The organism is Stenotrophomonas sp. 115C5, assembly GCF_056861055.1.
The window spans coordinates 23,464-39,700 of sequence record NZ_JBSPUQ010000013.1; the positions used below are offsets into that span (position 1 = coordinate 23,464).

Here is a 16,237-nt window from a genome sequence, read left to right on the forward strand (position 1 = left end):
GCGCAGGCTCAGGGTGCCGGCACCCGGGCCAGCAGCTCCTGCACCAGGCGTTCGCCATCCCAGCCTTCGGCAGTAGCTTCGTAGCTGGGCAGCACGCGATGGCGCAGCACGTCGGCGGCAACCGCACGCACATCATCAGGGGTGACGAAATCGCGACCGGCCAGCCAGGCGCGCGCACGCGCGCAGCGTTCCAGTGCGATGGAACCGCGCGGGCTGGCGCCCCAGGCAATGCGGCGGCCAAGGCCAGCGTCATAGCGCGCCGGATCACGCGAAGCCAGCACCAGCTCGATCAGGTAGCGTTCCAGCGCCGGCGCCATGTGCAGGTCCAGCACTTCGCGGCGGGCATCGAACACATCCTGCATCGGCAGCTTCTCCGGCGCCGGTGCGGCTTCGCCCAACGCGCCGCGGGCACGCTCGCGGGCCAGGCGCAGGATCTCCGATTCGGCGGCCTGGTCCGGGTAGCCGATGCGCACATGCATCAGGAAGCGGTCCAGCTGTGCTTCCGGCAGCGGGAAGGTACCTTCCTGTTCGATCGGGTTCTGCGTGGCCATCACCAGGAACAGCGGCGGCAGCGCGTAGGTGTGGCGGCCAACGGTAACCTGGCGCTCGCCCATCGCTTCCAGCAATGCGGACTGCACCTTGGCTGGCGCGCGGTTGATTTCATCGGCCAGCAGGATCGGGTGGAAGATCGGTCCGGGTACGAATTCGAAGCGGCCTTCCTGCGGGCGCCAGATCTCGGTGCCGGTCAGGTCGGCCGGCAGCAGGTCCGGGGTGAACTGCACGCGGGCGAAGTCAGCCTCCAGGCGCGAGGCCAGCGCGCGGATCGCCGTGGTCTTGGCCAGGCCCGGAGCGCCTTCCACCAGCAGGTGGCCATCGGCCAGCAGCGCGATCAGCAGGCGTTCGACCAGTGCCGCCTGGCCGACGATCTCTGCCGACAGGGCATCGCGCAGCTGGGTGAAGGCGCCATGCAGGCGGGAGGTGGCCGGCGCGGGCGGCGGCGAGACGGTTTCGGGCATCGGCGGTGGCAGGTTCATGGGGGCCTTTGACCGGCGCGGGACGGCACGGGTTCCCGACATCATCGCAGGGTGCCCTGCGATTGGCATCAAGAACGGCTGAACGGCCCATCCACGCATGGCGTGGATCTACGGGTGGAAACGAAGAAGGGCCGCGCATGGCGGCCCTTCTTCGTTTCGCGGGTGGCGCGGGCTCAGTTCTGCTTGGCCACGCGCAACACCTTCGGCGTCACGAACACCAGCAGCTCGGCCTTGTCCTTGTTGCGGCCACGCTTCTTGAACAGGTTGCCCAGGAACGGCACGTCGCCCAGGAACGGCACCTTGCTGATGCTGCTGCGGTCGGTGAACTCGTACACACCACCGATGACCACGGTCTGCCCATCCTCGACCAGTACCGCGGTGTTGACCTCGCGGCGGTTGATCGACGGCACCGTGCCGTAGCCCTGCAGCTCGATCAGGCGGTCGACTTCATCCTTCTTCACCTGCATGTTGAGGAACACGCGGTTGTCGTTGGTGATGGTCGGGGTCACCCGCAGTTCCAGCACCACTTCCTTGAACTGCACGTTCGGGGTGGAACCGGCGCCACCGGCAGCACCGGTGCCGCTGATGGTGACGTAGCCGATTTCCTTGCCCTGCTTGATCATCGCCTCGCGCTGGTTGGTGGTGACCACGCGCGGGTTGGAGATCACCTCACCTCGCGACTCTTCCTGCATGGCCGACAGCTCCACGTCCAGCAGGTAGCCAGCGTTGAGGATCGACAGCGCCAACGAACCCGGGTTGCTGGCCGTAGCCACCGGCAGGTTCCAGTTCAGGCCGCGCTTGATGGTCGGGCCGCTGGGAATCGGCGCCGGGCCGACGCTGCCACCCGCCTGCCACTCACGGACCGCCTTGGCGTTGGCCAGTGCCGTATCGACCTGCGACTTGCGGGTTTCCTCGTTGGCAGCAAGGCTGCCGCTGAAGTACACGTTGTCGCGGCTGCCGCTGATGCCGAACTTCGCACCCAGCTCGCGGGCGAAGGTATCGGTGGCGATGACAATGCGGCTTTCGATCAGCACCTGGTCAACCGGACGGTCGATCACACCGATCAGCTCACGCATGCGCGCGATCTTCTTCGGAATGTCGCTGATCATCAGCGTGTTGGTGCGCTCGTCGGCCACGATACGGCCGCGCGAGGACAGGAAACCACTGTCTTCCTGCGACGAACCGCCACCACCGCCATTGCCACCACCACTGCCGCCACCAATGCCCTTGGCCTCGGTCAGCGCTTTGAAGATCTGCGTGGCGCTGTGGTAGTTGATCTGGACGTAATCGGTGACCAGGTCTTCGCGGTTCTCGATGGCGATGCGCGCGTCTTCCTTCTCCTGCTCGAACTTGGCCAGCTCAGCCTGCGGAGCGACCCAGATCACGCTGCCATCGCGACGCTTGTCCAGGCCCTTGGCACGCAGCACGATGTCCAGCGCCTGGTCCCACGGCACATTGACCAGGCGCAGGGTCACATTGCCCTGTACCGAATCGGACGCCACCACGTTGAGATTGGATTCTTCGGCGATCAACTGCAGCACGGTGCGCACCGGCACGTCCTGGAAGTTGAAGGTCACCGGCTTGCCGGTGAAGCCACGCTGCCCCACCGCCTTGGCGGCCTGGGTGACGCTGCCGGCGGTGACCGCGCCCACCGCGGCGGGCGCCTGCCGCGGGCTGATCTCCACCACGTACTCGTTGCCGCTCTGGTAGGCCAGCGATTCCACTGCACCACCGGTGCTCAGCACCAGCTGGGTACCGGCACCGGACGGCTTGGCGTCGATGCGCTGCACCGGCGTGGCGAAGTCGGTGACGTTCATCGGCTTCTGCAGGTTGGCCGGCAGTCGGGCGTTACCGACATCGACCACCACGCTGTTGCCCTGCGTACGCAGGTCCGGGACCGCGCCCTGGCCGTCGAACTGGACGATCAGGCGCCCGGCGCCATCATCGCCGCGCTTGAAATCGATCTTGGCCACCGACAGGCCCGCCGGCGCTGCCGCCGGTGCCACGGTGGCGCCCACCGGCTTCTCGGCCGGTGCGGCGGCCAGCGCCGGAGCGCAGGCCAGCATCAGCGCGACTCCCAACGCGCTGACACGGTTCAAGGTAGAGCGCCGGATGGGACGCAGCCCCTTGGCTTGGTGAAAGGTCATCGTGCTATCCCCAGTAAACGATCATTGATCTTCAAGCGAGAGCGTTGCCGGCCGTTCCAGCCAGCCGCCCGCGCCATCCGGCACCAGTTCGATCAGCTCCACGTGGTCCTCGAAGACCGCCGTGACCCGCCCGTCGCTCTGCCCAAGGTACCCACCCGGGCGTACCCGGTAGGTCACCTTGTCCGGCCCCATCACCAGCGCCACGGTAGCGGCGCCGGTGCCGATGGTACCGACCATGTCCAGTGCATCCAGCGGGAAGCCTTCCAGCGGCTCCTTGCGCCGGTTCGGATCCGGACGCAATCCGCCATTCCCCTGCTGCGGATTGGTCCAGGCATCGGTGAACGGGTCGCGCAGACCCTGTGCGGAGTATTCGAAGGTTTCGAACTGCTGCATCACCGGCAGCGGCTCCAGCGGCTGCGCCGGTCGGGCACGCTCGCCTTCCACCCACTTTTCAAGGTTCGGCGCATCACCCGGCGTGCTGGTCACATCGCGGCCGCACGCGGCCAGCATCAGCACGACCGCAGCCATCCCACAACGCGCAAAGAGGGAACGGATCACTTTTTCTCCTCCTTGCCGGCGTCAGCCGCCTGCTGTGCCTGCACCTCGGTCTCATCCAGATAGCGATAGGTCTTGACCGTGCCGGACAGTTCCAGCGCACCGCTGCGGGCGTTGCCGGTGGCCTTGTCCTTGGGCTTGAGGTTGATGTCGTGCATGGTCAGGATGACCACGCGCGGCAGCGACGCCACGCCACTGACGAAAGCACCGAACTGGTGGTAACTGCCCACCATGCGCAGCTTGATCGGCTTTTCGGCGTAGAACTCCTTGACCTGCTCCTGCTCCGGCTCGAACAGCTCGTTGGTCAGGCCGCTGGACAACGCCGTCTGCGAGATGTCGATGATCAGGTCAGGCATTTCGGTCTTGCTGGGCAGCTGCCGCAACATCTGCTGCAGCACCTGTTCCATCTGTGCCAGCTGCTGCTTCAGCGGTGCCAGGTTCACCGCGCGCTCCTGCTGCTTGGTGAACTCGGCACGCAGGTCGACTTCCTTCGATTCCAGGCCGGCCAGTTCCTCGCGCTTGCCACTGATCAGCAGCATCCACGCAACGAACATGATCACCAGCGCCAACAGCGAGCAGAAGACGATCTTGGCCTTCTGCGGCCAGTTGCCGATGTCGTTGAAATCCAGGTTCTTCAGATCGATTTTCTGGCTCATGCGCGATCCCCCTGCAGCGGGGCGTTGAAGGCCTGCGGCGGCTGCGCCAGGCGGCTGCCCTCGGGCTTCGGCGCAGGCTTGGCAGCCGGGGCTGCCGGCTGGTTCGGCGCGGCCGGGGTGGCAGCAGGTGCGTTGACCGGAGCGGCGGCGGGGGCGGGTGCAGCCGGAGCAGCAGCGGGCTGGCCTGCGGCCGGTGCAGCAGGCGCCGCTGCATCCGGGCCGGCGGCAAGCGGGGCTACTGCAGGCGGAGCCGGCGTTGCCACCGAACCGTCTGCGTTGAGGCCTGGCGTACCGGCCACTTCCTCACTCTGTGCCGGCAGCTTCACCTTGACCACGAACACATAGGGCAGCGCCTTGATGTCGGCCAGCGGGCCAACCTTGCCGTCCTTGTCCTTCTCGGGATCACGCGCTTCGATGATCGACAGTTCCGGGTTGGTCATCCAACCGGAGGTCTCCAGGTTGCGCATGTACGCCGAAACACGGGCGTTGGACTGGGTGCGGCCTTCCAGGGTCAGCACGTCGCCTTCCTGCTTCAGCGCGGTCAGCACCAGGCCATCGGGAATCGTGCGCACCAGCGCATCGAACAGGTGCACCATCTGCGAGCGCTTGGCCTGCAGTTCCTCAATGACCTTCTTGCGGGCCAGCAGGCGTTCCTTCTGCGCGTCGAGGCGGTCGATCTCCTTGTTCTGTTCCTTGACCTTTTCGATCTCGGCTTCCAGATAGGCGTTGCGGTCCATCTGGCCGCTCACCTGGCGGTCGTAATAGAACCAGATCACCAGCGACAGCAGCAGGCCACCGACAGCGGCCATGCCCAGCATTGCGTAGAACTCGCGCTGGCGTTGCTTGCGCCGCTCGGCGCGCCAGGGCAATAGATTGATGCGTGCCATCAGTCGAAGCTCCTCAGCGCCAGACCGGTGGCGATCATCAGCGCGGGGGCATCCTGGGCCAGCGCATGCGCGTTCACCTTCGGCCCCAGGGTCATCTGCGCCAGCGGGTTGGCGACCACGGTCGGCACGCCCAGCTGTTCCTCGACCATTTCCGGCAGGCCACCGAGCACGGCGCAGCCGCCGGCCAGCACGATGTGGTCAACGCGGTTGAACTCGCTGCCTGCGTAGAAGAACTGCAGCAGGCGGCTGATCTGCTGGACCGTGGCTTCCTTGAACGGCTCCAGCACTTCCATCTCGTAGCTTTCCGGCAGCCCGCCCTGGCGCTTGGCCAGGCCGGCCTCCTCGTAGCTCAGGCCGTAACGGCGCATGATCTCGTCGGTCAGCTGCTTGCCACCGAACACCTGTTCGCGGCTGTACAGGCTGCGGCCGCCGCGCAGGACGTTGAGGGTGGTCATGGTGGCGCCGATGTCGACCAGCGCGACCACGCCCTCGATGGACACCGGCAACTCGCTGGCCACCAGGGCATAGGCGTTCTCGACCGCGAAGGCCTCCACGTCCATCACCTTGGCCTGCAGGCCACCCAGTTCCAGGGCCGACTGGCGCAGTTCCACGTTCTCCGAACGCGACGCGGCCAGCAGCACCTGGACCATCTCCGGGTTGTTCGGGATCGCCCCGATCACCTCGAAGTCCAGGTTCACTTCCTCTATCGGGTACGGAATGTAGTTGACCGCTTCCAGCTCGATCTGGGCTTCCATGTCGTTTTCGTCGAGCTCGGCCGGCATCGGGATCACCTTGGTGATCACCGCCGAACCGGCGACGGCGGCAGCGGCCAGCTTGGCCTTGCTCCCCGAGCGGTTCATCGCACGGCGGATGGCCTCACCCACGGCCTCCACTTCCACGATGTTCTTCTCGACCACCGCGTTCGGCGGAAGAGGTTCCACGGCGTAATGTTCCACACGAAAACGGTTGCCACTGCGGGACAGCTGCAAAAGCTTTACCGCAGTCGAACTGATGTCGACGCCTACAAGCGGCGACTGACTTTTTGGGATGAGCCCCACGGTTTCTCCCCTGCCGACGGGCACTTGGACGCAAGACCTGCGCCCGAGCATTAATAACGTATTCTTAGCAAATGGCAACGGCCCTGCTGTGAAGTCCCTCACGGATTCACCATGCAGCCCCTGACTGTTCCCCTTGCGCTCCCCGGCGACGACCCCAGCCGCCACCTTGCGTAATCTATACTCTGCGACCACGAAATTCGCAATCGGAATCTGAACCCGATGACTCGACTCCGCCGCTGGCTGCGCTGGATCTTCCTGATTGTCCTGGTCCTGGCGCTGATCGGCGCGGCCGCCGTAGGCGGTCTGTACTACGCCGTGTCCTCCAAGCTTCCCGACGTGCAGACCCTGCGCGACGTGGAAATGCAGGAGCCGATGTACGTCTACGCTGCCGACGGCAAGCTGATGGCGGTGTTCGGCGAGACCCGGCGTACCCCGATCACCATGAAGGACGTGCCCGAGCGCCTGAAGCAGGCCTTCCTGGCCACCGAGGACGCCCGCTTCTACGAGCACGGCGGCGTGGACTACATGGGCATCGGCCGTGCGGTGTGGCTGCTGGCCACCACCAACGACAAGCGCGTGCCGGGTGGCTCCACCATCACCCAGCAGGTGGCCCGCCAGTTCTTCCTCAGCTCCGAGTACAGCTACACCCGCAAGCTGGCCGAGATCCTGCTGGCGCGGAAGATCGAGTCCGAGCTGAGCAAGGACGAGATCTTCGAGCTGTACCTGAACAAGAGTTTCTTCGGCAACCGCGCCTACGGCGTGGCCGCCGCCGCCGAGTTCTATTACGGCAAGAAGCTGAACGAGCTGGACCTGGACGAGATGGCCTCGCTGGCCGGCATCCCCAAGTTCCCGTCCTCGGGCAACCCGATCTCCAACCCGGAACGCGCCCGCCAGCGTCGTGACAACTATGTGCTGCAGCGCATGGCCGACCTGAAGTTCGTCAGCCAGGCCGAGGCCGACGCGGCCAAGGCCGTGCCGATGCACGCCACCGCGCATGAGCCGCCGGTGCAGGTCGATGCCCCGTACGTGGCCGAGCTGGTGCGCCAGGAAATGATCGCCCGCTTCGGCGGTGACGTGGTCAACAAGGGCTACCACGTCACCACCACCATCGACGCCACCCTGCAGACCGCCGCCAACCAGTCGGTGCGCGACGGCCTGCTGCTGTACGACCACCGCCACGGCTGGCACGGCGTGGAGAAGCAGGTGCAGGTGGGTGCCGGCGAAGATGCCGCCGCCCTGGCTGAGCACCTGCGCGGCCTGTTCGGGCAGGCTGGCCTGCTGCCGGCCATCGTCGCCAGCACCGGTGCCGATGGCAGCGCCACCGTGGTGCTGGCCAACCGCAGCGAGATCGTGCTGCCGGCCGGTGCCGCCAAGTGGACCAACAAGACCCCGGGCAAGCTGGTGCAGCGCGGCGACATCGTGCGCGTGCGTGCTGGCGCCAAGGAAGGTGAGTGGCTGCTGGACCAGCTCCCGCGCGGCCAGTCCGCGCTGGTCTCGCTGGATGCCCACAGCGGCGCCCTGAAGGCGCTGGTCGGTGGCTTCAGCTTCTCCGGCAACAAGTTCAACCGCGCCACCCAGGCCCGCCGCCAGCCGGGTTCGAGCTTCAAGCCGTTCGTCTACGCGGCCGCCTTCGACAAGGGCTACAACCCGGCCTCGATCGTGCTCGACGCCCCGGTCGTGTTCCGCGACCGCCGCGGCAAGACCTGGGCGCCGCAGAACGACGGCGGCGGCTTCCGCGGCCCGATGCGCCTGCGTGAAGCACTGGTGCAGTCGCGCAACCTGGTCTCGGTGCGCCTGCTCGATGGCATGGGCGTGGACTACGCGCGCAAGTACATCAGCGAATTTGGTTTCGCCGAATCGGAACTGCCGCCGAACCTGTCGATGTCGCTGGGTACGGCGTCGCTCACCCCGCTGTCGGTGGCCCGTGGCTACGCTGTGTTCGCCAACGGCGGCTCGCGCGTGGACACCTGGCTGATTGATCAGGTCAATGACCGCGACGGCAACCTGGTGTTCAAGGAAAATCCTGCCCTGGCCTGCCGCGACTGCGCCGGCAGCAGCGACCAGCCGGTCAACCAGGTGGTGGACGGCTTCAACTTCGGCGCCCCGGCCCCGAAGGTGGACCCGGCCGCTGCGGCCAAGGCCGAAGCCAAGGCCGAGACCCCGGCCGCGCCGGTCAACCCCGATGCCCGCACCGCCCCGCGCGCGATCGACGCCCGCACCGCCTACCAGCTGGTGTCGATGATGCGCGACGTGGTCCAGCGCGGTACCGGTGCCCAGGCCAAGGTGCTCGGCCGCGAGGACGTGGGCGGCAAGACCGGCTCCACCAACGACCACCGCGATGCCTGGTTCTCCGGCTTCGGCGGCCCGTACGTGACCACCGTGTGGGTGGGCCGCGACGACTTCCGCTCGCTGGGCTACCGCGAATACGGTGGCAAGGCCGCCCTGCCGATCTGGATCGACTACATGCGCACCGCGCTGAAGGACACCCCGATCGCGCAGAACGAGCCGCCCAGCGGCATGGTCCAGGCCAACCTCAACGGCGCGACCGAGTGGGTGAAGGTGGAAGACATGGACCGCCTGACCGACTACGACCTGAACCTCAATACGCCGCAGGCCGACGCCGCCGCGTTCGATATCTTCTAAGAGGCAGGTGGGGGTGGGTGCCAACCTTGGTTGGCACTGCCCTTTGTAGAGCCGAGCCCATGCTCGGCTCCGGTGGCCCGCGGTAGAGCAGCCGAGCATGGGCTCGGCTCTACAGGATCAACGGCACCCGTTTGCCGTGGTAGCTGCCAACCGTTGGTTGGCATCGCCGCGCCATACCCACGCAGATGTCACATCCCTGCGCTACTCTGTACCCAGGTCGCAACAGGGAGTCATCGCATGCACCGCGCCCGTCAGCATGCTGCCAGCCAGACCCGCGAGCGGCGCCACCGCCTCGCCCACGAAGCCGCCCGCCTGATGGCCGAAGGCGGCATCCGCGACTACCACCAGGCCAAGCTGAAGGCCGCCAGCCGGCTCGGCATCCACGACGATGCCTCCCTGCCCCGCAATACCGAGATCGAAGACGCCCTGCGCGAGTACCAGCGGCTGTTCTCCGGGCCCCAGCACGGCAACGAACTGCAACGCCGCCGCGAGGCCGCGATGCGTGCGCTGGAGTTCCTGCACGGCTTCGCCCCTCGCCTGGCCGGGCCGGTGCTGGATGGCACCGCCGACGCCAACAGCCCCGTGCAGCTGCACCTGCACAGCGACGACCCGGAGGCCGTGCATCGCTTCCTGGACGAGCACGGCATCCCCGCCGAATCACGGACGCGCCGCCTGCGCATGGACCGCGAACGCTGCCTGGATGTGCCGGTGTGGGTGTTCAGTGCCGAGGAACTGACCTTCGACCTGGCCGTACTGCCGTACGATGCCCTGCGCCAAGCACCGCTGTCACCCGTGGATGAGAAGCCGATGCGGCGCGCGTCTGTCGCGCAGTTGCGGCAGGTGCTGGCCGAGGCGGAGATCACCGCGTACATCGGCGGATGACGGTGGCGCCGGCCCATGGCCGGCGAGCGTAGCGGTACCTGCCAGTGGTGGGTGCGGACCGTTGGTCCGCACCGTGCTTCAGGCAACCGATTGCCGACCGAAGAGCAGTCGAGCGCGGCTCGGCTCTACAAAAGCTGCGCTACCTGCTCTGGCAGATGGCGCCCATCATGCTCCCGCTACCAGACGAAACGGGTATCGCGCAGCGGGTCGCTGAGCAACTGCGGCAACCAGGGCGCGGGGGCTCGCTGCGGATACTCCCGCATCATCTGCGCATGCATGGCCTGCAGGTCCCGCAGCAAGCCGGCCTGAAAGTAGACGTCGTTGAACGTATCCGACCACCCACTCTTCACCCGCTCACGCTCGCCGCCCTTCAAGAGCGGCATCTGGTCCAGCGGCACGTCCAGGATCGTCGCCAGTGAGGCGTTGATCTGCGCATTCTCCACAGCGGCCTTGCGCACGGGATCCAACCGATCCCGAATCTGCCGGCAGTCGTAGGGAAAGCACCCGCCTGTGACGTTGATGTAGTCAGCGATGTCCGCCAGCATGTCGGCCTTCAGCCGCCACACCACTTCGCTGTCCATCACCTGCCGTACCCGCATCGTGCGCAGCGTACTCGCCCGCACGTCCTCCGGCGTGGTGAACTCGGCCCCCCGCGTGCCGCCAGCGTGGCGCACCAGCACGATGCGATGGATCGCCTCGTGGGTGACGCCCTCGATGCGCAGCGCCGCTGTATCCGGATGTATGCGCGGCGGCGGCACGCCCAGCATCTGCCACATGTACCACAGGACCAGCAGTAGACCGACGATGCACAGACCGCTCATCAGCGTCCACAGATCCAGGTTCCGTGTGTAGTAGCGATAGCGCGCCCGCCAGATATAGAACGTGCGATAGCTCATGAAGCCGCTTACCCATCTGTACATTGCCATCTCCTTGGCCAGGACCCCGGCGCGACGGGGTGGATTACGCGCGTCACGCCGGGGCTCCATCGCTTACCAGCCGATGCCCACACCCACGCCCATGCTGCGTTCACCGCTATTGGTGAACGCACCATTGAGGCTGAAGGTGGCTGAGCCCTTTTCGTTGAGCACGCGCTGGTAGCCCACCGCCATGGCGGACTCACCCTCGGCATAGCCCACGCCCGCGCCGAGGCGGTTGTAGGTGGCCAAGCCAGCGGTGTTCATGGCCATGGCCGTCTGCGCACTGCTCATCGCGGCCATTCGGTTGAAGCGCTTGTCCATCTTGTCCAGGCGGCGTTCGAAGTTGCTGATGGCGCCATCGGTGTACTCGTTGGCGCGGGCCAGCATCTTCTCCAGTTCAGCGGTATCGACCTGTGGCGTGGGCGACGGCGTGTCGTCCTTCTTCGACTTCGGCTGTGGCGCGGGCGACGTGCCCTCGCCTGCCGAAGCCACCTGCGGCGAATCGCTGGCTTCCGGCGTTGGCGTGACCTGTTCGGTGGGCGCGGCCGAAGCCGTAGCCAACGCACGCGACTGCGGCTGGCCATCCACGCGCTGCTCCAGGCCATCCATGCGGCCATTGAGCTGCTGCTGCACGGCGTGCAGCTGGCCACCGTTGACGGCCTCGCGGCTGCCGGCCGCGATCAGGCCGTTGGCCACGTTGGAGATGACCATGCCGTTGGCGCCGGCCAGAGTGAGCTGAGCGGTGCCGTCGCTACGGGTGGAGGGGGCTTCCTGGAAGACCGAACGGAGCTGGGTTTCGACGCGGTCCATGCGGGAGCCGGTGGTGACTACGGCGGAGTCGAGGGTGCTGAGAGCGTCGCTGACGGTGCTCTGGTGCTGGCCCTGGACGTTGAAGCCGGAGGTGGTGACGTTGCCGTTGGCGTCGATGTTGCCGCCGAGAGCGGACAGCGCGCCGCGGAGCTGGCCGATGGTGGCTGCGTCGTTGGCGTTGCGGCCATTGGCTACGTTGACGAGGCGGCGCTGGTATCGGCTGTTTCCGAAGGACGCCGTGTCAGCTTCCGTGGCGATCGCACCCATGCCAATAGCGACAGACCTGACCGCACCGACTTCTGTTCTGCTAACTAAGCCTAGCGCCACGCTATCAGCCCCTGCTGCACGTGACCCAGCACCGAGAGCGAATGCACCTTCTGCCCCCTCCTCAACCAAGGCACCTCTACCCAGCGCAACCGAATTCTTGCCCCAAGCAATCGCATAAGCGCCAAGGGCTGTTCCACCCTCGTTTCCATCCTGCGGTGTCGCCTGCGCGGATTCACCAATCGCAACACCAAACGATCCAGCCTTGGCGTCCTCACTCAGATCATCCCGACCGATCTTAAAGAATCGATGAGTCGATTCCACGCTCGCGATTCGTTCATTGGTCGCATAAAGCTGACCACCGTTAACTGCATCAGTACTGAAGGCAGATGAGATGTCACCCGAATCAATCCCAGTCAATCGCGATCCAGCGAAATCGATCGGTCCACCGCGCAGATCAAGTACTTCCTGGAGGGCATACTTCACACCCCCGTCTGACATGTTCTTCATACGCTCGATTTCATCTCCATTCCTGGCGATTTCCTGCTTGGCTGCGTACAGCTGGCTACCCGTAACTGCATCACGGCTGCCTGCAGCAATGCGTCCATCGGCCAGATTCGACAGAACCATGCCCTGCGCACCTGCCAAGTTCAGCTGGCCAACTCCATCCGCCCTGGTCGAGGGCGACTGTTGGAACGTCGCACGCAGCTGACCTTCGAGACTATCTACGCGACTGTCTGACCTGACCACTGCACCATCAAGCGTAGCCAAGGCATCTCCGACATTGTTCTGCACTCCGCCTTGCACACCATAGACAGGAGCAACAATATCGCCTCCTGGGCCGACGCCAGCGCCGCCTCCAAGCGCAGCTAGGGCGTCACTCAACTGACCAATTGTCGATGCGTCGCTCTCACCCATACCTCGGGCAACATTTACAAGCCGGCGCTTCAATGCGCCCTCTCCAAAGGAGACCGTTAACACGTCATTCGCGACAGAGCCAGCACCAATCGCGACACTATTGAATGCACCTTCCGCAACCGAACTTCCGGCCCCGATTGCAACACCCTTTGCCGACTCAACCGATGCCCTTACTCCCAGGGCGAAACCATCTTCAGCCTTAGCCGCGACACTGGCAGCCCTCCCGAGCGCGACGGAGTTCTTACCCTCTGCTACGGCGAAACTACCGAGTGCCACTGCCCCCTCGCCTTCGGCCCTTGTCGAATCACCGACTGCTACTGCAACCAAGCCTGTGACCGCCTCAACGCCCGGTCCACCACTGCCGACTGAAACAAGCTCTCCAGCTTCAGCGAGCTCCTCCAACCTTGCGTTGGTCGCAAACAACTGCCCTCCATTCACGGCATCCGTACTAGCCGCAGAACTGATATCTCCGGCCGCCACACCCGATACGCGCGCACCTTCCATGTCCACCAAGCGACGATCAGCACTGAACTTAACCACGCCATCCAGATCCGGATCGAAGTTATCGAAGTCCGTACGCAGCGCGTCCAGCTCGACCCGGTTGTCAGCGATACGCCCGTCCTGATCCGTCAGCTGCTGCGCGTGCCCAGCCAAAGCCTGCCGCTGCGTCTCCACCAAGGCATTGGTTGCAAACAGCTGCTGCCCGGTCACCGCATCCGTGCTGCCCGTACTCAGCGTGCCGTTGGCGATGTTGTAGATGCGCCGCTTGCCACCGCTCTTGTTTGCCACATCCACAATCGTGCCGGTGTTCTCTGCACCCAGGCGGACGTTGCCACTGGCAGACACCTGACCCACCAGTCCGCCCAAGGCATCAGCCTTCTGCACAGCGCCATCGGCCACGCCACGGGCAGCGTCGGCCGCCGTCTTCGCCGCGGTTGCCGCCGTGCGCACGCTGGTCACTTCGCTATTGGTGGCATTGAGCTGCTGCCCGGTCACGGCATCCGTGCTGGACGTACTGAGCACGCCATTGGCCAGATTCTGCAGCTTGCGCTTGGCGCCACTCTTGTTGGCCACGTCGACGACGGTACCGGTGTTGTCTGCGCCCAGGCGCACGTTGCCACTTGCCGACACCTGCCCCACCAGGCCATCCAGTACCGCCACGCGCGCCTGCGCACCGTCCGCGGTCGCCTTCACAGCAGCCACGCTGGTGTTGGTGGCATGCAGCTGCCTGCCGGTCACCGCTTCACTGCTGGACGTACTCAAGGCGGCATCCGCCACGTTGACCACTTTGCGCTTCAACGAGCCATTGCCCACCGAGACCTGATTGGTCCCAGTCGTTGCTGAGCCATTACCCAGCGCAACCGCGCCCGCATGTGCAGCGTTGGCGCGATCACCAAGCGCCAACGCGCTCTGCGCCGTGGCACTCGCCTGATTACCCAGTGCGGAGGCATACAGGCTGCTGGCAACGGCGCCGCGCCCAACGGCCGTGGCCTGGTTGGCCGACGCGTTGCTCTGGAAGCCTAGTGCCGTTGCGTGCGTGCCTTTGCCGGATGCCTCATGACCGACGGCAATACCACGATCACCCGTTGCCACAGCGTCCAGTCCAAGTGCCACCGCACCGTTGCCACTGCGGGTTCCAGCACCGATGGACACACCCGCGTTGCCACTGATCTTGTTACCCGCGTCATCCACCGTCGCGCGAGCGTCTGCGCCCATGGCGACGCTCTTGCCATTGTAGGCTTTGGCGTTGTTGCCCAGCGCCGTACTGATGCCGTAGCTGGCCTGCTCCGCGACGGCTCCTGCGCCCAGTGCCACCGCACTGGCATTCAGCCGCGCAGCCGTTGCATCGGCTGCTGCCTGCGCCTTGCTGACATTGGCATTGGTGGCGTTGAGCTGCTTGCCAGTCACTGCCTCGGTACTGGTAGAGCTCAGTGTCCCATCCTTCAGGCCCGTAATACTGCGAACAGTATTGGACTTGTTGCGGACATCCAGAACAGTGCCCGTATTCTCACCGCCCAGCCGTACATTACCGGTCGCGGAAACCTGGCTGACGAGCCCGCTTACGGTATTGGCTTTAGCCAGTGCCGTGTTGGCGTTGGTGTTAGCCGTGTTGGCCGCGGACTGCGCTGCCGTGGCAGTTGTCTTCGCCGCGTCAGCCGTAGTCTGGGCCTTGGTTACGTTGGTATTGGTGGCGGAGAGCTGCTTACCTGTCACAGCCTCTGTGCTGGTTGTCGTCAACGAGGCATCAGCCAGACCGGTGATGCGGCGGCTTGCATTGGATCTGTTGCGCACGTCGAGCACGGTGCCGGCGTTGTCCGCCCCAAGGCGGACATTGCCATTGCTCGAAACCTGGCTGATCAAGCCACCAAGCGCGTTGACTCTGCTCAGTGCATTGTTTGCATTGGTATTGGCGCTGTTGGCAGTCGATTGCGCAGCGGTAGCCTTGGTGCCTGCCGAATCCGCGGCGGTCTGCGCACGACTCACGGTGGTATTGGTGTCATTGAGCTGTTTGCCGGTAACAGCGTCCGTACTAGTCGCCGACAACCTGGCATCCTGTACGTTGACGATGCGGCGCTTGGTAGATCCGTTACCGACTGAAACGGTGTTCGCCTCTGAAGCAACAGCGCCACGGCCCAAGGCGACAGTTCCACTGGCGGTCGTCTTGGCTTCGTACCCCAAGGCGACTCCGTCATATTCCGCCCGCGAACGCCCTCCCAGGGCTGTAGCGCCCGTCCAACCTGAAGAGCCCGCGTAAGCGTCCCCACCAACCGCAATTCTCGACACACCAGCAGACGCGTCATTGGTCTGCGCGCCACTTCCCACCGCGATCGAGTTCTCACCATAAGCCCAGGCATTATGGCCCAGCGCCGTCGTCCCGACACCATTAGCCCGTGAGTAAGTTCCGATCGACGTTGCGTAGCCGCCATTCCGGGTGTCCGCCGCGAATCCGATCGCGACAGAATGCGTCCCTGCCGTGATCGTGCCATTGCCGACGGCCACGCTGTAGGCACCATTGGCCTTCGTGCGGATGCCAACCGCAATGCTGTTGTCTGCGGTGGATTCTGCCTGCGGCCCAACGGCCATGCTCTCCGCCCCTGACGTCACATTCCAGTCGCCCGCCGTCGTGTACGCCACTGCATCTCTCCGCAGTACCCGCAGCGCGTTCGTTTCAGCAGAGCTGGGCACACTGGCTGCCATGATCCAAGCCGTAAATGTCTGTCGCTCCCACCACTCCAGTTCGTTGTCGCTCAGCTCAGCTGCGCCTGCATTTGTCGTAGCCAGAAGCAGGGCAGCGAGTCCCGTGGCCATTCGCTGCGAGCGCTTTCCGCGGATACCCGCAAGCTCGCTGGCGACAACCCAGCATTGACGGGTTCGATTCCACACACGTCTGTAGATACGGTTCATTGCTTACTCCTTAACAGCCAGTTCAAGTGAAAGCCCGCCAACCCTGCTGGCGGGGCTGGGG

Annotated in this window: 10 protein-coding genes; 2 read left to right on the forward strand and 8 right to left on the reverse strand. The window is 65.2% G+C overall.

Going from position 1 to position 16,237, the window contains the following annotated elements; genetic code table 11:
* Window positions 1–8: 8 nt before the first annotated feature.
* The 6 genes from AC13FN_RS14960 to AC13FN_RS14985 form a co-directional block, all read right to left on the reverse strand.
* Entirely contained in the window at window positions 9–1,034 is a 1,026-nt protein-coding gene (locus tag AC13FN_RS14960) for an AAA family ATPase (RefSeq protein ID WP_019659996.1), read from the reverse strand.
* A gap of 173 nt (window positions 1,035–1,207) precedes the next feature.
* Window positions 1,208–3,181 (reverse strand): type IV pilus secretin PilQ, encoded by a 1,974-nt coding sequence (locus tag AC13FN_RS14965; RefSeq protein ID WP_197579276.1) that lies wholly within the window; start codon window positions 3,179–3,181, stop codon window positions 1,208–1,210.
* Between the two features lie 21 nt (window positions 3,182–3,202).
* Window positions 3,203–3,709 (reverse strand): pilus assembly protein PilP, encoded by a 507-nt coding sequence (locus AC13FN_RS14970; protein ID WP_010484064.1) that lies wholly within the window; start codon window positions 3,707–3,709, stop codon window positions 3,203–3,205.
* A 26-nt stretch (window positions 3,710–3,735) separates the two neighbouring features.
* Window positions 3,736–4,392 (reverse strand): type IV pilus inner membrane component PilO, encoded by a 657-nt coding sequence (locus tag AC13FN_RS14975; RefSeq protein WP_010484063.1) that lies wholly within the window; start codon window positions 4,390–4,392, stop codon window positions 3,736–3,738.
* Complete coding sequence (locus AC13FN_RS14980; RefSeq protein ID WP_010484062.1) at window positions 4,389–5,279, reverse strand: PilN domain-containing protein; 891 nt, start codon at window positions 5,277–5,279, stop codon at window positions 4,389–4,391. Before AC13FN_RS14980 ends, AC13FN_RS14975 begins: the two co-directional genes overlap by 4 nt.
* Complete coding sequence (locus AC13FN_RS14985; RefSeq protein WP_010484061.1) at window positions 5,279–6,337, reverse strand: pilus assembly protein PilM; 1,059 nt, start codon at window positions 6,335–6,337, stop codon at window positions 5,279–5,281. Before AC13FN_RS14985 ends, AC13FN_RS14980 begins: the two co-directional genes overlap by 1 nt.
* A 219-nt stretch (window positions 6,338–6,556) precedes the next feature.
* Here AC13FN_RS14985 and AC13FN_RS14990 point away from each other — a divergent pair, with 219 nt between their 5' ends.
* Window positions 6,557–8,980, forward strand: a complete 2,424-nt coding sequence (locus AC13FN_RS14990; protein ID WP_482984713.1) for a penicillin-binding protein 1A — start codon at window positions 6,557–6,559, stop codon at window positions 8,978–8,980.
* Window positions 8,981–9,217: 237 nt separating this feature from the next.
* A complete protein-coding gene (locus AC13FN_RS14995; RefSeq protein ID WP_012511978.1) occupies window positions 9,218–9,862 on the forward strand; it encodes a hypothetical protein in 645 nt (214 codons plus the stop codon).
* A 176-nt stretch (window positions 9,863–10,038) separates the two neighbouring features.
* On the opposite strand, the gene AC13FN_RS15000 is transcribed toward AC13FN_RS14995, so the two are convergent.
* On the reverse strand, window positions 10,039–10,782 hold the full coding sequence (locus tag AC13FN_RS15000) for a hypothetical protein (protein WP_482984714.1): 744 nt from the start codon (window positions 10,780–10,782) through the stop codon (window positions 10,039–10,041).
* Between the two features lie 69 nt (window positions 10,783–10,851).
* On the reverse strand, window positions 10,852–16,176 hold the full coding sequence (locus tag AC13FN_RS15005) for an ESPR-type extended signal peptide-containing protein (RefSeq protein WP_482984715.1): 5,325 nt from the start codon (window positions 16,174–16,176) through the stop codon (window positions 10,852–10,854).
* Window positions 16,177–16,237: the final 61 nt, after the last annotated feature.